The following is a 17,135-nucleotide window of genomic DNA, read 5'->3' on the forward strand; positions in this document are numbered from 1 at the left end:
TGTCGTTACGAGCGATTTTATTTGTTCGCTTTGAAGGGTAAGTCTGTGCATACTCCGCTGCTTTGGAGGTCAAGATGCACACAACATTCGCACAAATTTTCGATCTTGGCCCATTCAGTTGGCCTGCCCTTCTTTGCTGTGCCATCAATGGGTTACTGATTGGCATAGAACGTCAAACCCGGGGAAAACCAGTCGGTATCCGCACTGCTATTCTCATCATTTCAGGCACCTACCTGTTCATGTCGATGGCGGTATCCTTATCACCTAATACGCTAGACCAGGCGCGTGTGCTTGGGCAAATCATCACAGGTGTAGGATTCCTTGGCGCAGGAGTGATGATGACACTAGACGGCAAGATTCATGGCGTGACATCAGCTGCAGTCATCTGGGTTTTAGCAGGATTAGGATTGATGATCGGGCTTGGCTACCTAACACAGTCCGTCGTTATTACCGTACTGACTTTAAGTGTATTACTGGGTGTCGATGAAGCAGAAAGTCACATTAAGTCACTGCGTCGTGGTGTGCATCAGCGAATACAGCGCCGAAAGTCATCGCGATTGATTAAGTAATCTCAGTACAAATCATATAAAAAGACCCCGAACATTTTCGGGGTCTTTTTGTTTGAAACATCAAAGCGGTAACTTCAGATTATTTCGCGAAGTTAATCAGCGGGAAACACTTGAAGAAGCCGTTGTCTGCACAGTTAAGCAGACCGATTTGAATGCCGTCGATTTGGTCAGTCATGTTGAAGAAGCCTAGCTGGAAGTTAGACTTTTTAGAGATACTTGCCAGACCAACATCTGCCATTGTGTAACCTTCAGAATAGTTAACCGCACTCCAGTTAAGACCGTTAACATTATTCGTGATGTTAACTGCACCCAAGTTAAGACCTGTCGCCTGGCCACGGTTCCAGTTAACCAAGCCCAGTGAAGCACCTTTCATTTCTTGGTTTACTTTTGCTGCACCAAAGAAAAGACCAAAGTTAACACCCGTTGTGCGATCTGTTTCTGACATACCAAGTAGTGAGAAGTCCACACCTTTCACTTCGTTAACCTGACCATGCAGAACAGCAAGGCGAACACCGCCAACTTCTGCGCGGGATGGCGCGTTCGTGCTATCAATAGTAGAGAACATTACAGGTGTACTCTCAGCAAGAGCAACAGGGGATGCAACAGCGGCTACTACAGCCAAAGACGTCAAAAGCTTTTTCATTTTAATCTCCGTTATATTGATACCAATCGTAGTAAATATCTGGTCATTCTGGCTGGTTAAAACAATCGATAACGGCGTTAAAATTTGTTGATTGTAGAATAACTACTTATCAAAAATTTTTGCCTTGTCCTCAATCATTTTACCGGCGCCATTTCTGAACACTTATTTACTGTGATTGGTATAGGCGTTATTTACAACATCGCGTTTAGGCTCGCATTTTCTACTTAGAACCGTAAGAAATGTCAGCCGCATGTCATATTTAACGAGTTGACTATAATGGAAAAAATGCCTCTCTGCTATATCTCCGCATTTTCTGTGATGTTTTTGGTACCAGTCACACATAAAAAAGCCGAGGCTTCCACCTCGGCTTAATTCGGTTTGGTCAGTTATCTTTGCGCCATAAATCCTTACAGCGATAAGATAAGCAGCAGATTACATCATGCCGCCCATTCCACCCATACCGCCCATGCCACCCATATCAGGCATGCCTGAATCTTTCTGTGGCAGGTCTGTAACCATTGCTTCAGTTGTGATCATCAGACCCGCAACCGATGCTGCAAATTGTAGCGCGCTACGAGTAACTTTAGTTGGGTCTAGGATACCCATCTCTAGCATATCGCCGTACTCACCTGTTGCTGCGTTGTAACCGTAGCTGCCTTCACCCGCTTTCACGTTGTTCGCAACTACTGACTCTTCGTCACCCGCATTCTTCGTGATTTGACGGATAGGAGATTCCATTGCACGTAGTGCAACACGGATACCAACGTTTTGTTCTTCGTTGTCACCTTCAAGGTCAGCAATCATCGATGCCGCACGGATCAGAGCAACACCACCACCAGCAACAACACCTTCTTCAACCGCTGCGCGAGTTGCGTGAAGTGCGTCTTCTACGCGGTCTTTCTTCTCTTTCATTTCAACTTCAGTTGCTGCACCAACTTTGATTACTGCAACACCGCCAGCTAGCTTAGCTACGCGCTCTTGTAGTTTCTCTTTGTCGTAATCTGAAGTTGCTTCTTCGATTTGTTGACGGATCTGAGTAACACGACCTTTGATCATGTCCTCTTCACCGATACCATCGATGATAGTAGTGTTTTCTTTAGTGATAGCAACACGCTTCGCCTGACCCAGATCTTCCAGAGTCACTTTTTCAAGCTCCAGACCAACTTCTTCAGAAATCACTGTACCACCAGTCAGAACTGCGATGTCTTGTAGCATTGCTTTACGACGGTCACCGAAACCAGGAGCTTTAACAGCTGCAACTTTCACGATACCGCGCATGTTGTTCACAACTAACGTTGCCAGTGCTTCACCTTCTACGTCTTCTGCGATGATTAGCAGTGGACGAGATGCTTTAGCAACCGCTTCTAGTGTTGGTAGAAGTTCACGGATGTTTGAGATCTTCTTATCAACCAGAAGGATGAATGGGTTTTCTAGATCAACAGAACCAGCTTCCTGGTTGTTGATGAAGTAAGGAGACAGGTAACCACGGTCGAACTGCATACCTTCAACTACGTCCAGCTCGTCTTGAAGAGCCTGACCTTCTTCAACAGTGATAACGCCGTCACGGCCAACACGATCCATTGCTTCAGCAATGATGTTACCTACGCTTACGTCAGAGTTCGCAGAGATAGTACCAACCTGAGCAATTGCTTTAGTGTCGTTACACTCAACAGACAGCTCTTTCAGTTTTTCAACTGCTGCTGCTACCGCTTTGTCGATACCACGCTTAAGATCCATCGGGTTCATACCCGCCGCTACTGCTTTCAGACCTTCATTTACGATTGATTGCGCTAGTACAGTTGCTGTTGTTGTACCGTCACCCGCAGCATCATTCGCTTTAGATGCTACTTCTTTAACCATTTGTGCGCCCATGTTCTGGAATTTGTCTTCCAGTTCAATTTCACGCGCTACAGATACACCATCTTTAGTGATCGTTGGTGCACCGAAAGATTTATCCAGAACTACGTTACGGCCTTTAGGACCTAAAGTCACTTTTACCGCGTCAGCCAGAACGTTTACACCTTCCAGCATTTTAACTCGTGCATCATTACCAAATTTAACGTCTTTAGCAGCCATCTTTGATTTCCTTTCTAAATTCTGTTTTTGATTTCGTATTTGAATCTGAGCAAAAAGTTACTCAATGATTGCTATTATTCAACGATTGCCATGATGTCGTTTTCAGACATAACTAGCACTTCTTTACCGTCGATTTTTTCAGTTTTAGTGCCGTAACCTTCAGCGAAGATAACGGTATCACCAACTTTAACGTCCAGCGGTAGTACTGTGCCGTTTTCTAGAATGCGGCCTTTGCCTACAGCTAGAACAACACCGCGAGTTGATTTTTCCGCAGCAGAACCAGTCAGAACGATGCCGCCAGCTGACTTAGATTCAACTTCTTTACGTTCAACGATAACTCGATCATGTAATGGACGAATGTTCATTGGGTCGTCTCTCCTGAAAATTTCCATGTTTATTTGATAATTGCCCACCTTGGGGCACGTGATCACTATATAAGGGGTCAAACCAACAATCCCAAGGGGAAGGCATGAATTTTTTGTGATTTAGTTAAAAGATCGCAACCCTTTGCGTGAGAAATGCGCACTCGCTCACCTTCCTGCTTTCTTGTATCCTTGCACTTTGACCACCACACAGACGTTAAACATGCAGCAAAAAGACAAGCCGGAACAGCAAGCAACAGATAAGCATGGTTTGTTAAGCGCACCCATTGCCGAAATACTGCGGAAAATGACGATTCCAATGACCATGGGCATGATCGCGATTCTGATGTTTAACCTAGTCGATACCTTCTTCATTTCTCTGCTCGGCACGCAAGCCTTGGCCGCCATCAGTTATACCTTTCCGGTCACCTTTGCGGTTAATTGTATTACGATGGGCATTGGCATGGGCCTTTCGACCAATATTGGTCGGCTACTCGGGCAAGGGCATTCAACGCAAGCTGCCCGTTTTACCACTCATGGCCTGCTGCTAGCCTTGTTGTTAGTTGCCATCGCATCATCTATCGGCTTTATCACTATCCGGCCGCTGTTCAGTTTTCTTGGCGCGGCTGATGACCTGCTGCCACTTATCGAACAATACATGCAGGTGTGGTATCTCACCATCCCATTACTGGTTATTCCGATGGCCGGTAATAGTGCAATACGCGCAACCGGGGATACCAAAACACCGGCTAAAATAATGATGCTGGCTGGCTTAATCAACGGCATGCTGGATCCGCTGCTGATATTCGGCCTAGGACCTTTCCCTGAGCTTGGAATCCAGGGCGCAGCTATTGCGAGTGCTTTCAGTTGGTTAGGCGCTTTAGCGGGCTCATTTTACTTACTAGTTAAGCGCGAAAAGCTGCTGGCCAAACCGCAGTGGCACTGGGTGAAAAAGGACTGGCAGCAGACGCTAAAAATAGGCACACCCGCCGCGCTGTCTATTGCGATGAACCCTCTGTCTGGTGCGATTTTAATGATGTTACTGTCGAGCCATGGAACCGCAGCCGTTGCCACTTATGGCGCTGCGCAGCGAATTGAATCGATACTAATTCTGGTGCTGATGTCCCTGACATCGGCGCTCACTCCCTTTATGGCCCAGAATCTGGGCGCAAATAATCCACAGCGGGCCTTCGCCGGACTGTTTCTCAGCATGCGCTTTTCCGTTGTGTTCCAAGGTCTGGTTTTCTTAGCGATGGTACCGCTGAGTATCCCGCTTGCCGCCTTGTTCTCACAGGAAGAGGCGGTAAAAAACCTGCTTTGGCATTATCTTCTGGTCGTGCCATTCAGTTACGGTTTCCAGGGGATTGTAATGATACTGGTCAGTGGATTAAATGCGATGCATAAACCACTGCGTGCTTTCCAGTGGAGCTTTATGCGCTTATTTGTGTTTACTCTGCCTGTTGCCTGGGCAGGCAGTCATCTTTATGGCGTGGAAGGTCTGTTTATTGGCATCGCTGTGGGTAACACGTTAGGCGGGTTACTGGGCTACATGTTTGCACTGCGTGAGCGGAAGTTAATGTTGGTTGAACAAGGTTCCGCCTCTTAATCCATCGATTGATGCTGCACAATAAACTCCTGACACAGAAACAAAAAAACCGCGGTAATCTGACCGCGGTTTTCTATTTATTCCGGTTAAAAGCCAATCGACTTAGAACAGCTCTTCTGCAACCTTGTAAAGGTCGTTACGTACCGGACGCTTCATGTTTTCGATCGCATCAATGATATCGTGGTGAACAAGCTGCTCTTTCACGATACCGACACAACGACCACCGTGGCCATCTTTAAGTAAGTGAACAGCGTAGTTACCCATGCGAGAAGCAAGAACGCGGTCAAATGCTGTCGGACGACCACCACGTTGAATGTGACCTAGTACAGTTGCACGAGTTTCACGACCAGTCGCTTCCTCGATGTCTTTCGCCAGCTCATTCGCATCCATCATCAGTTCAGTAAGTGCGATGATCGCGTGTTTCTTACCTTTTGCAATGCCGTCTTGAATGTTGCTGATTAGCTTTTCTTTATCAAGACCGGTTTCAGGTGAGATGATGTACTCACAACCACCAGCGATTGCAGACATCAGAGTCAGATCACCACAGTGACGGCCCATAATTTCTACGATTGAAATTCGCTGGTGAGATGAAGACGTATCACGCAAACGGTCGATTGCATCGATAACGGTATTTAGTGCAGTCAGGTAACCGATTGTGTAATCCGTACCTGCAATATCATTATCAATTGTGCCTGGCAGACCAATACATGGGTAACCCATTTCAGTCAGTTTCTTCGCACCCATGTAAGAACCGTCACCACCGATAACAACCAGTGCATCGATCCCGTGTTTCTTCAGGTTCTCAATTGCTTTTTCACGAACTGACACTTCCTTGAATTCAGGGAAACGTGCAGAACCCAGGAACGTACCGCCTTTGTTGATCACATCAGACACACTTGAACGATCCAGCTTTTCGATACGACCTTCATAAAGACCTAGGTAGCCGTCGTACACACCAAAAACTTCCAATCCCTCAGATAGTGCTGTACGTACCACGCCGCGTACTGCCGCGTTCATACCAGGTGCATCACCGCCACTTGTTAAAACACCGATCTTCTTAATCATGCTCACCCTCGATCTTTGGCAATCAATTTATATAATTTTCTTTTAGGCTCCTTGTTACCAAGCAACCTGCATAATCCAGAACTGTGCGTTATGTTACATTTCCTATACAGGATTACCAATGAAAACACACACTTTCATGTAACTTTTCTACTTATGTAAGAGTATTACAGTTTCTCTTGGCGACTTCGTTGATTCATATCAGTATCAGGATTCTTAAACGTATTGATGGAAAGATAGTCAAAAAGCGCCTGTTTGTCGTCAGATACCCTTTGATTTTTCGAGCGCTACCAATCTTGTTCTTTTTGCTCTTGCTCTGCTCCCAGAACGACTGATATCGGGTCCTGATGGATCAATACATCAGCGCCGGGGAACGCAGCCAGCAGATTTTCTTCTACTTTATCAGCAATATAATGCGCTTCTATTAAGCGCAGGTTATCGTCGAGTTCTAAATGCAACTGAATAAAGCGCGTAGGCCCGGACATTCGGGTCCGTAACTGATGCACACCCAGCACACCTTTGACACTAAGACACTCGCTGCGGATTTGGTCCAACTCCTCATCCGGTAGTTTTCGATCTAATAGAGTCTGAATCGCTTCGCTGACCATCTTGAAGGCACTGTAAAAAATGAACAGACCAATACCAACGGCAAAGACTGCATCCGCCTGGGTTACGCCAAAATAACTTAACCCAAGCGCGACCATGATCGCCCCGTTCATATAGAGGTCGGTCTGATAGTGAAGTGAATCCGCGGCAATAGCCTGACTGCCCGTCACCCGTACAACGTATTTCTGGAAAGTAACCAAACCGAGTGTTACCACCATCGCAAACAGCGAGACATAAACACCAAGTTCAGGAGTATGCAGTGCCTGAGGGCGGAAGAAACGCTCTATCCCGTTAAGGATCAGAAAGACCGCTGAGCCGGATATAAACATGGCCTGCGCCAGAGCAGCCAGTGATTCCGCCTTACCGTGGCCGAAAGCATGTTCCCTGTCGGCGGGTTGCAAGGCATATCGGACCACAACCAGATTTACCACCGATGCGGCGATATCCAGCATCGAGTCAATCAAAGAGGCTAATAAACTGACGGATCCTGTGACCCACCAGGTAATCACTTTAACTAAAAGGAGTAGTGTCGCCACGATTGCCGCAGTCCAAGCCGCAGCGGTAACTAAGCGTGCATATTGCTGTTTCATAATCAAAGAGTTAACTCAAACCATAGCTCGAGTATACCCCGTTAAATATTGAAAGAGTATGACTTAGCTGGATCAAAAAGAGGCGGTCAACGACCGCCTCTTTATCTTCTTGTCCCAAAGATGGATTAGTTATTTGGTTTGTTCATGCGTTTTTGCATGCGATCGCTACACTCTTGCATTCGCTCACCTTGCAGCTTCACAAACTCTGTTTTTTGCTCAGGTGTTAGTATGCTCAGCATCTGGTGTCTTTTCTCTAGCATTTTTACGCGGCGTTCAGTCTGTTTCTCGACCATCTCTTTTGCCAACGTTGTTGCCTGAGCTTCATCAAAGGTATCCGCCAACACAAGAGCCTGCACTTTAGCGTGATAAGCCTGACGCTCAGCTCTGCGCGCATCACGATCTGCTGAGTTCTTGTTTCTCATCTCATCGCGCTTAGCATTGCGTAAGTCTGTTAACTGGTCTTTTTGTGCATCAGTCAGATCCAGTTGACGCATAATCTCACGATCCATACCTGGGCCACATTCATCGCGAGGTCCTTTTTGCTGGTCTTTACCACCATAGGCGAATGCGCCTGCAGCACCAAGAGTTAAAGGTAGAACAACAGCAGCTAACACTAGTTTTTTTGCAGATTTCATAATTCTATTCCTCACATAAGTGATTGGTTCTTCTGGGCTGTTCTCCCAGCGCTTGAGTATAGAATAGAGCTCGTTAGGTAAAGCGACGTACAGGGAGCGTAAAGATTCGTAAAGAGTGATTTTTATACTCTTAGTAACCCGACATTCCAATGTAGTATTAAACAAACAGTAATTTACAGTAGGTTCCTAAATGGCAAACATTCTTTTGATTGATGACGATATAGAGCTAACCAGCCTGTTAAAAGAAGTGCTCAGTTTCGAAGGATTTCAGGTCAGTGAAGCAAACGACGGCGAAGCTGGTTTAGCCGCCGTAAACAGTGACATTGATTTGATCCTGCTGGATGTCATGATGCCCAAGCTCAACGGCATGGAAACATTAAAACGCCTGCGCGAGAACTGGGAAACGCCTGTGCTGATGCTCACCGCTAAAGGCGAAGAGATCGATCGGGTTATAGGTCTGGAACTCGGGGCTGATGATTACCTGCCAAAACCTTTCAGTGATCGTGAACTGCTGGCACGCATCCGCGCGATTTTACGTCGTACCAGCACTGCACCAAAGGACAGCAAAGGCAGTGATTGCGTCGAGTATCAGGAGCTTCGCCTCTATCCGGGCAAACAGGAAGCTTACTGCGACGAACAACTGCTCGACCTGACCGCGACAGAGTTCGCGCTGCTTGCACACTTCGTCCAGAATCCGGGGCAGGTGCTGACGAAAGAGATATTAAGTTTAGATGTACTGGGCAAGCGCCTCGCTGCTTTTGACCGTGCGATTGATATGCATGTCTCCAACTTACGTAAAAAGCTGCCCGATCAACGTAACGGCAAGCCACGAATCAAAACACTGCGTGGCCGTGGCTACATGTTGCTTGAGGAAGACTGATGAGCCTGTTATCACGCATCAGATTGCCCAACCTTAACAGCTTATACGGGCGTATTTTTGCTATCTTCTGGTTTACCATGCTACTGGTTCTAATCGCAGTGCTGTCACTTCCGCATCTGGATCCGCGCAAGCCTCGCGACATTCCCAACGACCCTTTTCATCGTATGTTGGATCTGCGTAATGACATCCAAAGCCAATACAGTGAAGAGACCGACCTTGGACGGATATTATTTAGCATCGAAGGACGCCGACAGCATAGAGATGATCCGCGACCACGTATGTTTTTTTCCGACTACAACGGCAAAATTTTAACCACAGATCACCGCAACAACTTTCAAATGCGGGCGATGCAAAACTTTGTCTCGATCATCGAAGATAACAATCAGCCGAAGCAGAAACTTTATGGCCGATACATGATTGCAGGACCGGTGCCGATTACACTGGCGGGATCTGATCTTCTGATGTATGTCGGTTTTAAATGGAATGAGCCACCACCACTATTACTGAGACTGTTTGATCACCCGGTGCAGCTTCTACTAGCGGTAATGTTAGTCAGCACTCCATTACTGCTTTGGTTGGCATGGGCTTTGAGTCAGCCAGCAAGGCGTCTGGAAGCGGCCGCACAGCGCGTAGCCAAAGGGGAATTTGTCACCGATCCCTCTCTTGAGAAAGGTACCTCGGAGTTCCGCCAGGCTGGCAGCAGCTTTAATCAGATGGTAGAGGCGGTCAATCAGATGATTTCCGGCCAACAGCGATTGCTATCCGATATTTCCCATGAGTTACGCTCTCCACTGACGCGCCTGCGTATGGCCAGTGCACTGGCAACACGCAAACAAGGTGAGAGCCCTGAGCTGACACGAATCGATACCGAAGCCCAGAGACTCGAACAAATGATAAGCGAGTTACTTGAGCTATCTCGTATGCAGGCGAACAGCCACATGACTAGGGAGACACAGCCCATTGAAAGTCTGTGGGAAGAGATCATTAAAGACGCCCAGTTTGAAGCCGAGCAGATGGGTAAACATCTGCGCTATTCTGACCTGCCAAAAGGCAGTATTTCCGGTAATCCGAAACTGCTGATGAGTGCCGTAGAGAATATTATTCGTAACGCCATTTATTACGGCAGAGATGAAGTGAAAGTCGATATTAATACCCGGGGAAACACCTTAAATATTACTGTCGATGATAACGGCGAGGGGGTGCCTGATGCTGAGCTAGAAGCCATATTCCGCCCGTTCTACCGGGTATCCACCGCACGTGATCGCCATTCTGGCGGGACCGGATTAGGGTTAACCATCACCGAGAGTGCGATTCGTCAGCACAGCGGCACAATTACCGCGAGCAGAAGCCCACTGGGTGGCTTACGCATGAGCATTACTCTGCCTTTGAGTAAATAGTCACTCCCCTTTATGAACACTGAGCCCTCCCATTGTGGAGGGTTTTCTTTATCCGGAATCCAACATTCACTGACTCTATCCTGAATCCTGCATCTTAAAGCCATTTGGGTATATACTGCCCGTCACTTAGACCAACTCGACTTCTAAATTATGTTTGATATTGCTTTATACGAACCAGAAATTGCGCCGAATACCGGAAACATTATTCGACTATGTGCTAACTGCGGTGCAAATCTGCACTTAATTGAACCTCTGGGTTTCGATCTTGAAGAAAAGAAAGTTCGCCGCGCTGGATTGGATTATCACGATCTGGCTCGCGTGACACGTCATAAGAACTATCAAGCATTCCTGGAATACTTAGAAAAAGAGAAGCAAGGCAACTACCGACTGTTTGCGTGCACTACCAAAACAACCGGCCATCACGTGGATGCTCAATACCAAGCTGGTGACGTTTTACTGTTCGGTCCGGAAACACGTGGCCTGCCTGCCGAGGTGATTGAAAGCCTGCCAATGGAGCAGCGTATTCGAATTCCGATGATGCCGGACGCCCGAAGCCTAAACCTGTCGAATGCGGTTGCTATTATTGCTTTTGAAGCGTGGCGTCAGATGGGCTTTAACGGCGCACAGTAACCAGGTTTAACAGAGCCGAATAAAAAGAGTACAAAAAAGGGCGCTCGTGCGCCCTTCATCTATTTGCTGGAACAAATGTCTATCAGTTGAGCTTATTACGATCATTGTGGTTATCATCATCGTCGTCTTTACGCTCGTATTCACCTTCAAAGGTATTGCCATTCTCTGAGTGAGAATCTGATGAGCCACGACGAAATGGGTCATTTTCAAACGGGTCTTGTCCAGAAAAACCGCCGCCAAATCCGCCACCATGTACCGTTTTTACGACCATTTTACTCATTAAATATTTAGCAATTGCAGCTCGCGGCGCAGGCAGTAACACCAACATACCGAGCGCATCCGTCATAAAACCCGGCGTTAGCAGCAGCACACCAGCAACCGCCAGCATGACACCTTCAAAAATCTGTTGAGCGGGAATTTCCCCCTGCTCCAAACGACCCTGCACAGACATCAGAGTCTGAATGCCCTGACTACGCACCAGTGAGGCACCCACAATGGCAGTAATCAGCACCAAACCAATAGTAGGCCAGAGACCTAAAAATCCGCCCACTTGAATAAATAAGCCGATTTCGATGATCGGAACAAAAATAAATGCCAGTAATAAGATAGGAAACACACGCCCTCCTTTGTTTAATTCAGTGTAATGGTAAAAGCTCACCAACCTCAAACAAATCGTTGTAAAAAAGCGTGTTAAGGTACACAAATCGCTTTAATAATAAGCTTCTGTTGACATAAATTTTGATAGTGCCCGCAGTAATTATAGATAATTAACTCAACAGCTATAAACAGAAAGCAATAACCCATTCATACTTTGCAAACTATTGATGCATTAAAAGCAAAAAAGGTGATCCAGTTACTATTTTTATGCGCTAGGTACAGTATGATGTGCCGCATAAGTCAGGACGGATTTTCCAGCCCAAAATTCTGATGAATGGATTCTAGATTGCAGAATAGGCTAATACACTATCATATTATTAGAATCATCATCTAAGGATCCTGTTATGGCTACCCTATCCGATGCTCCGAAAACAGCTCAAACAGCCACTCGTATTGAAGAAGATCTATTAGGTCAACGTCATGTTCCTGCGGATGCCTACTATGGCATTCATACCCTACGCGCTATTGAAAACTTCAATATTTCCAACGTAACCATCTCTGACGTACCTGAATTTGTACGCGGCATGATAATGACAAAAAAAGCAGCCGCGTTAGCGAACAAAGAGCTTGGCGCTATTCCTAAAGACGTTGCTAACTACATTCTGGAAGCATGTGATTTGATCCTGGAAACAGGTAAGTGCATGGATCAGTTCCCTTCCGACGTATTCCAGGGGGGTGCGGGCACTTCTGTAAACATGAACACTAACGAAGTGATCGCGAACGTTGCACTTGAACTGATGGGCAAAGAAAAAGGTCAATACGAGTTCATCAACCCGAACGACCATGTTAACAAGAGCCAGTCAACGAACTGTGCGTACCCGACAGGTTTCCGTATAGCGGTTTACAACAGCGTACATAAACTGATGGAAGCGATTGAGTACCTGAAAGGCGCATTCGATCTTAAAGCTGTTGAGTTCAAAGACGTGCTGAAAATGGGTCGTACTCAGCTTCAGGACGCGGTACCAATGACGGTTGGTCAGGAGTTCCACGCCTGGGCGGTCACGCTAAACGAAGAAATTCGTGCCTTGGATTACACCTCTAAACTACTACTGGAAATCAACCTGGGCGCAACAGCGATCGGTACCGGTCTTAACACACCTGCGGGTTACCAGTCCATCGCGGTGAAACACCTGGCAGACGTTACCGGACTTGATGTTGTACCTGCAGAAGACCTGATCGAAGCGACTTCTGACTGTGGTGCCTATGTAATGACTCACGGTGCGTTAAAACGCCTGGCGGTGAAATTATCTAAGATCTGCAATGATTTACGCCTGCTTTCTTCCGGTCCTCGCGCAGGCCTGAATGAGCTGAACCTTCCAGAAATGCAGGCAGGTTCTTCAATCATGCCAGCGAAAGTAAACCCGGTTATCCCTGAAGTAGTAAACCAGGTTTGCTTCAAAGTACTGGGTAACGACAACACCGTTTCTTTCGCAGCAGAAGGTGGTCAGCTGCAGCTAAACGTGATGGAACCGGTTATCGCACAAAGTGTCTTTGAGTCTATCTCCCTTCTCCACAATGCATGTGTAAACCTGCGTGATAAATGTATCGACGGCATCACTGTAAACAAAGAAATCTGTGAGAACTACGTTTACAATTCTATTGGTATCGTAACTTACCTTAACCCTTACATCGGCCACCATGAAGGTGACATTGTCGGTAAGATATGTGCAGAAACGGGTAAAAGCGTTCGCGAAGTCGTACTGGAACGCGGCCTGCTCACTGCAGAGGAACTTGACGAAATCTTATCAGTCGAGAACTTCATGCATCCGACATACAAAGCCAAACGCTACGAGTAAGTAGTCTACCGCAGGGGGGCCACAAGGTCCCCTTTTAGGCTTTCACACGGTTAACCACATTTTTTCTAAGCTTTTAAAACAGAAAGCCGTTTGGTTCTGATTCTCTGAACATTTATTCCTGTTCCTGAGTGTTCAAAAAATCAGAATCTATACAAACTAAACGAGGTACTAATAATGGTCATGGTCGAACTCTTCGTGGTTCTGCTCTTTATCTATTTAGGGGCAAGAATCGGCGGTATCGGCATTGGTTTTGCCGGTGGCGCAGGTGTCATTGCGCTGTCTCTGATCCTGGGCGTTCCAACTAGTCAGGCTTTTATCCCTGTTGACGTAATTTTAATCATCATGTCCGTAATTACCGCTATTGCAGCGATGCAGGTTGCTGGTGGTCTGGACTGGATGGTACAAGTTGCGGAAAACTTTTTACGTAAACATCCGGAGCGCATCACGTTCTACGCCCCTATCGTGACATTCCTGATGACACTGATGGCAGGTACGGGTCATACGGCGTTCTCTACTCTGCCGGTAATTGCAGAAGTAGCCAAAGGCCAGGGTGTTCGTCCTTCACGTCCACTGTCTATCGCCGTTGTTGCTTCACAAATCGCAATCACAGCGTCTCCGATTTCAGCGGCAGTGGTTGCCTTTGCTGCAATGCTGGCACCATTTGGTGTGGATTACCTGACACTGCTTGCCGTGTGTATTCCGACCACATTCATCGCTTGTATGATTGGTGCATTTGTTGCGAACTTCATGGGCAGCGAACTGAAAGACGATCCTGAGTATCAGCATCGCCTAGAAAATGGTCTGATCAAGCTAAGCACTGAATCAAAGCGTGAAATTCTACCAACTGCGAAAAAAGCGACTTTCATCTTCCTGGGTGCTATCGCATTTGTTGTCTGTTACGCCGCGGCAATCTCTGGCTCTGTAGGTCTAATTGAGAACCCTGCTCTGGGCCGTAACGAGGCAATCATGACCGTCATGCTGGCAGCAGCGGCAGTGATCGTCATGAGCTGTAAAATCGATGCAAGCAAAATCCCTGCAGCCGCAACATTCCGCTCAGGTATGACTGCGTGTGTCTGTGTACTTGGTGTAGCATGGCTGGGCTCTACGTTTGTAAACGCGCACGTAGACGGCATTAAAGAAGTCGCTGGCGCGCTACTGGCAGATTACCCTTGGATGCTCGCATTAGTACTGTTCTTTGCTTCTATGCTGTTGTACTCACAAGGTGCGACGACTGTTGCACTGATGCCAGCTGCTTTGGCTATCGGTGTTGCTCCACTTACTGCTGTTGCATCCTTCGCAGCGGTAAGTGCGCTGTTCGTTCTGCCAACTTACCCGACACTGCTTGCAGCGGTTGAAATGGATGACACAGGCTCAACTCGTATCGGTAAATACGTATTTAACCACCCGTTCTTTTTACCGGGTGTGGTAACCATCTCCTCAGCGGTTGCTTTAGGCTTCGCCTTTGGCGGTCTGCTGATCTAGTAAAAACAGAGTCTTACTCGGGGAGCTTCGGCTCCCTTTTTTATTATCTGAAAATGAACATTTCGATTAAAAAACCTTCACTTTAATGAAACTTATGGCTTAGTCAGCAGGTCTGATTGAGTTACACTTACGGCAATTATCTAAGACGATTTGAACATTTTATGCGCGCATTACTCTCCGTATTACTCCTAGGCTTGATTACCTTCTCTGCACCGTCTCTTGCCTTGTTTGGTAACGAACAGTTTACAAATAGTCAGAACAATAACTTTGGTAACAGCAACGACAGTTTTGTCCCTGTCGACCAGGCGTTTCCGTTTAACTTCTATCAGCAAGACGGCAAGCTGATGCTCGACTGGCAGGTGCGCGACGGCTATTACCTGTATCAGGAGCGTTTGTCAGTATCCGCAGAAAACGTCACTATTGGTGAGTTAGAGATGGAGCAAGGTACCTCGTATAACGATGAGTTTTTCGGGGAAGTGCATATCTACACCACGCCTTTGTTTGTCAATGTACCGCTTTCTGGCTGGCAAGAAGGTGCTCGCGTTATCGTCCAGTATCAAGGCTGTGCCAAAGCCGGCTTCTGCTACCCGCCAGAAACGCGCATCATACCAGTTACCGCTTTCACTCCGCCAAGCGGTTCCTCAGCTGAGCCTGCGGTAACCACACAGCAAGCATCAGCGCAGAAACAAACGGATAAGTCTGCACCAACAAACAACACTACTCAGTCAGCACCAGTCACGCAACAGGACAGCCTAGCAGCCAACCTGGCTGACAACTGGTGGACACCTCTGCTGTTTTTAGCCTTGGGCGTCGGCCTCGCCTTTACCCCATGCGTATTACCAATGTATCCGATCCTGACCAGTATCGTGCTTGGTGGCGGAAAACTCAGCCAACGCCGCGCTCTTGGTCTGTCGTTTGTCTACGTCCAGGGCATGGCGTTGACCTATACCCTGCTCGGTCTGGTTGTCGCTTCTGCGGGTATGCAGTTCCAGGCAGCAATGCAACATCCCTATGTGCTGATCGGGATAAGTGTATTGTTCATCGCGCTGGCCATGTCTATGTTTGGCTTGTATTCCCTTCAGCTCCCAAGCGGCGTGCAAACCTGGCTTAATAACCTGAGCAACAAACAGCAAGGAGGCAGCAGTACCAGCGTCTTCGTGATGGGTGCAATCTCGGGCCTGGTATGCTCACCCTGCACCACCGCGCCTCTCTCTGGTGCCCTGATATACGTTGCACAGAGTGGTGATCTGCTGACCGGCGGTATCGCGTTATACGCACTTGCGATGGGAATGGGTATTCCGCTGATTCTCATCGCAGTATTTGGCAACAAGCTGCTGCCAAAAGCAGGTAACTGGATGAACCGTGTAAAGACGCTATTCGGTTTCATTTTACTTGCCGCGCCAATCTTCCTGCTTGAGCGGCTTTTGCCTGAGATGTGGTCGACTCTGCTCTGGTCAGCGCTAGGTATCGTCGCGTTCGGCTGGTTATACCATGTGAAGAACAGCTTAGAGTTTGGTGGTTGGAAACAGAGCGCTGTTGGCATTGTCGCGGTGCTTGGTCTGCTTGCCTCGGCACAGCCCGCACTGAACTACTGGTTTGGCAGCCACGAGATTCAGGCTCAGCAAACCACCATCAGTTTCACGCGCATCGCAAACGTGGCAGAACTGGAGGAGCAACTCGCTATCGCTAAACAGGCAGGCAAACCTGTGATGCTCGATTTCTACGCCGACTGGTGTGTTGCTTGTAAAGAGTTTGAGAAGTACACCTTCCATACGCCAAAAGTCGAAGACAAACTGCAAGATTTTGTGCTTCTTAAGGCCGATGTGACAAAAAACCAGATCCAGGATATAGAATTGCTGAAGCAGATGCAGGTGCTTGGCTTACCAACTATTGAATTTTGGAATAGCAAAGGCGAACATATTTCAAACGCCCGTTTAACCGGCTTTATGCAGGCCGAACCTTTCTTAGAGCACATCAGCCAGTTCTGATTACGCTAAATTCAAACGCCAGTGCCTGTTCAAAAGTAAATTAAGAACGCACTGGCGTTTTTTATTTCACAGTTTGAGCTGACTAAATGATGTGTATATGCATTTCATCTAATAAAAGTCGATTTGGTTCAGACTTTTAGCGAATAAAGATTGTCC

At 47.2% G+C, this 17,135-nt stretch carries 15 protein-coding genes; 8 read left to right on the forward strand and 7 right to left on the reverse strand.

The genetic code is table 11. From position 1 onward, the window contains the following. The first annotated feature begins 74 nt into the window (after positions 1–74). Positions 75–569 (forward strand): MgtC/SapB family protein, encoded by a 495-nt coding sequence (locus KHN79_RS13000; protein WP_182011356.1) that lies wholly within the window; start codon positions 75–77, stop codon positions 567–569. Positions 570–648: 79 nt separating this feature from the next. Here the strand turns inward: KHN79_RS13000 and KHN79_RS13005 are convergent, their stop codons facing one another. The 3 genes from KHN79_RS13005 to KHN79_RS13015 form a co-directional block, all read right to left on the reverse strand. Further along, the gene (locus tag KHN79_RS13005) at positions 649–1,212 is read right to left on the reverse strand and encodes a phaC PHA synthase (protein WP_182011355.1); all 564 of its coding nucleotides are present in this window, start codon (positions 1,210–1,212) and stop codon (positions 649–651) included. Positions 1,213–1,644: 432 nt separating this feature from the next. Further along, the gene (gene groL / locus KHN79_RS13010; protein ID WP_182011354.1) at positions 1,645–3,288 is read right to left on the reverse strand and encodes a chaperonin GroEL; all 1,644 of its coding nucleotides are present in this window, start codon (positions 3,286–3,288) and stop codon (positions 1,645–1,647) included. Positions 3,289–3,362: 74 nt separating this feature from the next. Beyond that, positions 3,363–3,653, reverse strand: coding sequence for a co-chaperone GroES (locus tag KHN79_RS13015; protein ID WP_005381516.1), 291 nt, complete (start codon positions 3,651–3,653; stop codon positions 3,363–3,365). Between the two features lie 220 nt (positions 3,654–3,873). Between KHN79_RS13015 and KHN79_RS13020 the strand changes: the two genes are divergently transcribed. Continuing rightward, positions 3,874–5,256, forward strand: coding sequence for an MATE family efflux transporter (locus KHN79_RS13020; protein ID WP_182011353.1), 1,383 nt, complete (start codon positions 3,874–3,876; stop codon positions 5,254–5,256). Positions 5,257–5,358: 102 nt separating this feature from the next. Here KHN79_RS13020 and pfkA read toward each other — a convergent pair whose 3' ends face one another. The 3 genes from pfkA to KHN79_RS13035 all read right to left on the reverse strand — a co-directional run bounded on the left by pfkA (position 5,359) and on the right by KHN79_RS13035 (position 8,149). Next, positions 5,359–6,321: a 6-phosphofructokinase gene (gene pfkA, locus KHN79_RS13025; protein WP_182011352.1), complete on the reverse strand. Its 963-nt coding sequence runs from the start codon at positions 6,319–6,321 to the stop codon at positions 5,359–5,361. A gap of 284 nt (positions 6,322–6,605) precedes the next feature. Next, positions 6,606–7,514: a CDF family cation-efflux transporter FieF gene (gene fieF, locus KHN79_RS13030; protein ID WP_182011351.1), complete on the reverse strand. Its 909-nt coding sequence runs from the start codon at positions 7,512–7,514 to the stop codon at positions 6,606–6,608. 125 nt (positions 7,515–7,639) lie between these two features. Then, positions 7,640–8,149, reverse strand: coding sequence for a CpxP family protein (locus tag KHN79_RS13035; protein ID WP_182011350.1), 510 nt, complete (start codon positions 8,147–8,149; stop codon positions 7,640–7,642). A 190-nt stretch (positions 8,150–8,339) separates the two neighbouring features. Here KHN79_RS13035 and KHN79_RS13040 point away from each other — a divergent pair, with 190 nt between their 5' ends. From KHN79_RS13040 to trmL, 3 genes are all read left to right on the forward strand, one after another. Continuing rightward, positions 8,340–9,029: a response regulator gene (locus KHN79_RS13040; protein ID WP_182011349.1), complete on the forward strand. Its 690-nt coding sequence runs from the start codon at positions 8,340–8,342 to the stop codon at positions 9,027–9,029. Continuing rightward, on the forward strand, positions 9,029–10,426 hold the full coding sequence (gene cpxA, locus KHN79_RS13045) for an envelope stress sensor histidine kinase CpxA (protein WP_182011348.1): 1,398 nt from the start codon (positions 9,029–9,031) through the stop codon (positions 10,424–10,426). Before KHN79_RS13040 ends, cpxA begins: the two co-directional genes overlap by 1 nt. Positions 10,427–10,576: 150 nt before the next feature. Further along, positions 10,577–11,056: a tRNA (uridine(34)/cytosine(34)/5-carboxymethylaminomethyluridine(34)-2'-O)-methyltransferase TrmL gene (gene trmL, locus KHN79_RS13050; RefSeq protein WP_182011347.1), complete on the forward strand. Its 480-nt coding sequence runs from the start codon at positions 10,577–10,579 to the stop codon at positions 11,054–11,056. A gap of 82 nt (positions 11,057–11,138) precedes the next feature. Here the strand turns inward: trmL and KHN79_RS13055 are convergent, their stop codons facing one another. Next, positions 11,139–11,672: an FxsA family protein gene (locus KHN79_RS13055; RefSeq protein ID WP_182011346.1), complete on the reverse strand. Its 534-nt coding sequence runs from the start codon at positions 11,670–11,672 to the stop codon at positions 11,139–11,141. Between the two features lie 385 nt (positions 11,673–12,057). On the opposite strand from KHN79_RS13055, the gene aspA reads away from it, so the two are divergent. From aspA to KHN79_RS13070, 3 genes are all read left to right on the forward strand, one after another. Then, complete coding sequence (aspA, locus tag KHN79_RS13060; RefSeq protein ID WP_182011345.1) at positions 12,058–13,509, forward strand: aspartate ammonia-lyase; 1,452 nt, start codon at positions 12,058–12,060, stop codon at positions 13,507–13,509. A 174-nt stretch (positions 13,510–13,683) separates the two neighbouring features. Beyond that, a complete protein-coding gene (locus KHN79_RS13065) occupies positions 13,684–14,991 on the forward strand; it encodes an anaerobic C4-dicarboxylate transporter (RefSeq protein ID WP_182011344.1) in 1,308 nt (435 codons plus the stop codon). A gap of 161 nt (positions 14,992–15,152) precedes the next feature. Beyond that, positions 15,153–16,979: a protein-disulfide reductase DsbD gene (locus tag KHN79_RS13070; protein ID WP_182011343.1), complete on the forward strand. Its 1,827-nt coding sequence runs from the start codon at positions 15,153–15,155 to the stop codon at positions 16,977–16,979. The last annotated feature ends 156 nt before the right edge of the window (positions 16,980–17,135 follow it).

This window comes from Vibrio sp. B1FLJ16 (genome assembly GCF_905175385.1).
Taxonomy (GTDB): domain Bacteria; phylum Pseudomonadota; class Gammaproteobacteria; order Enterobacterales; family Vibrionaceae; genus Vibrio.

Excerpts from the sequence above, each read along its gene's own strand:
- KHN79_RS13005 (WP_182011355.1), bottom strand. The coding sequence starts at position 1,212 with ATGAAAAAGCTTTTGACGTCTTTGGCTGTAGTAGCCGCTGTTGCATCC.
- fieF (WP_182011351.1), bottom strand. The coding sequence starts at position 7,514 with ATGAAACAGCAATATGCACGCTTAGTTACCGCTGCGGCTTGGACTGCG.
- cpxA (WP_182011348.1), top strand. The coding sequence starts at position 9,029 with ATGAGCCTGTTATCACGCATCAGATTGCCCAACCTTAACAGCTTATAC.
- KHN79_RS13035 (WP_182011350.1), bottom strand. The coding sequence starts at position 8,149 with ATGAAATCTGCAAAAAAACTAGTGTTAGCTGCTGTTGTTCTACCTTTA.
- aspA (WP_182011345.1), top strand. The coding sequence starts at position 12,058 with ATGGCTACCCTATCCGATGCTCCGAAAACAGCTCAAACAGCCACTCGT.
- KHN79_RS13015 (WP_005381516.1), bottom strand. The coding sequence starts at position 3,653 with ATGAACATTCGTCCATTACATGATCGAGTTATCGTTGAACGTAAAGAA.
- KHN79_RS13065 (WP_182011344.1), top strand. The coding sequence starts at position 13,684 with ATGGTCATGGTCGAACTCTTCGTGGTTCTGCTCTTTATCTATTTAGGG.
- trmL (WP_182011347.1), top strand. The coding sequence starts at position 10,577 with ATGTTTGATATTGCTTTATACGAACCAGAAATTGCGCCGAATACCGGA.
- KHN79_RS13070 (WP_182011343.1), top strand. The coding sequence starts at position 15,153 with ATGCGCGCATTACTCTCCGTATTACTCCTAGGCTTGATTACCTTCTCT.
- groL (WP_182011354.1), bottom strand. The coding sequence starts at position 3,288 with ATGGCTGCTAAAGACGTTAAATTTGGTAATGATGCACGAGTTAAAATG.
- KHN79_RS13020 (WP_182011353.1), top strand. The coding sequence starts at position 3,874 with ATGCAGCAAAAAGACAAGCCGGAACAGCAAGCAACAGATAAGCATGGT.
- pfkA (WP_182011352.1), bottom strand. The coding sequence starts at position 6,321 with ATGATTAAGAAGATCGGTGTTTTAACAAGTGGCGGTGATGCACCTGGT.
- KHN79_RS13000 (WP_182011356.1), top strand. The coding sequence starts at position 75 with ATGCACACAACATTCGCACAAATTTTCGATCTTGGCCCATTCAGTTGG.
- KHN79_RS13040 (WP_182011349.1), top strand. The coding sequence starts at position 8,340 with ATGGCAAACATTCTTTTGATTGATGACGATATAGAGCTAACCAGCCTG.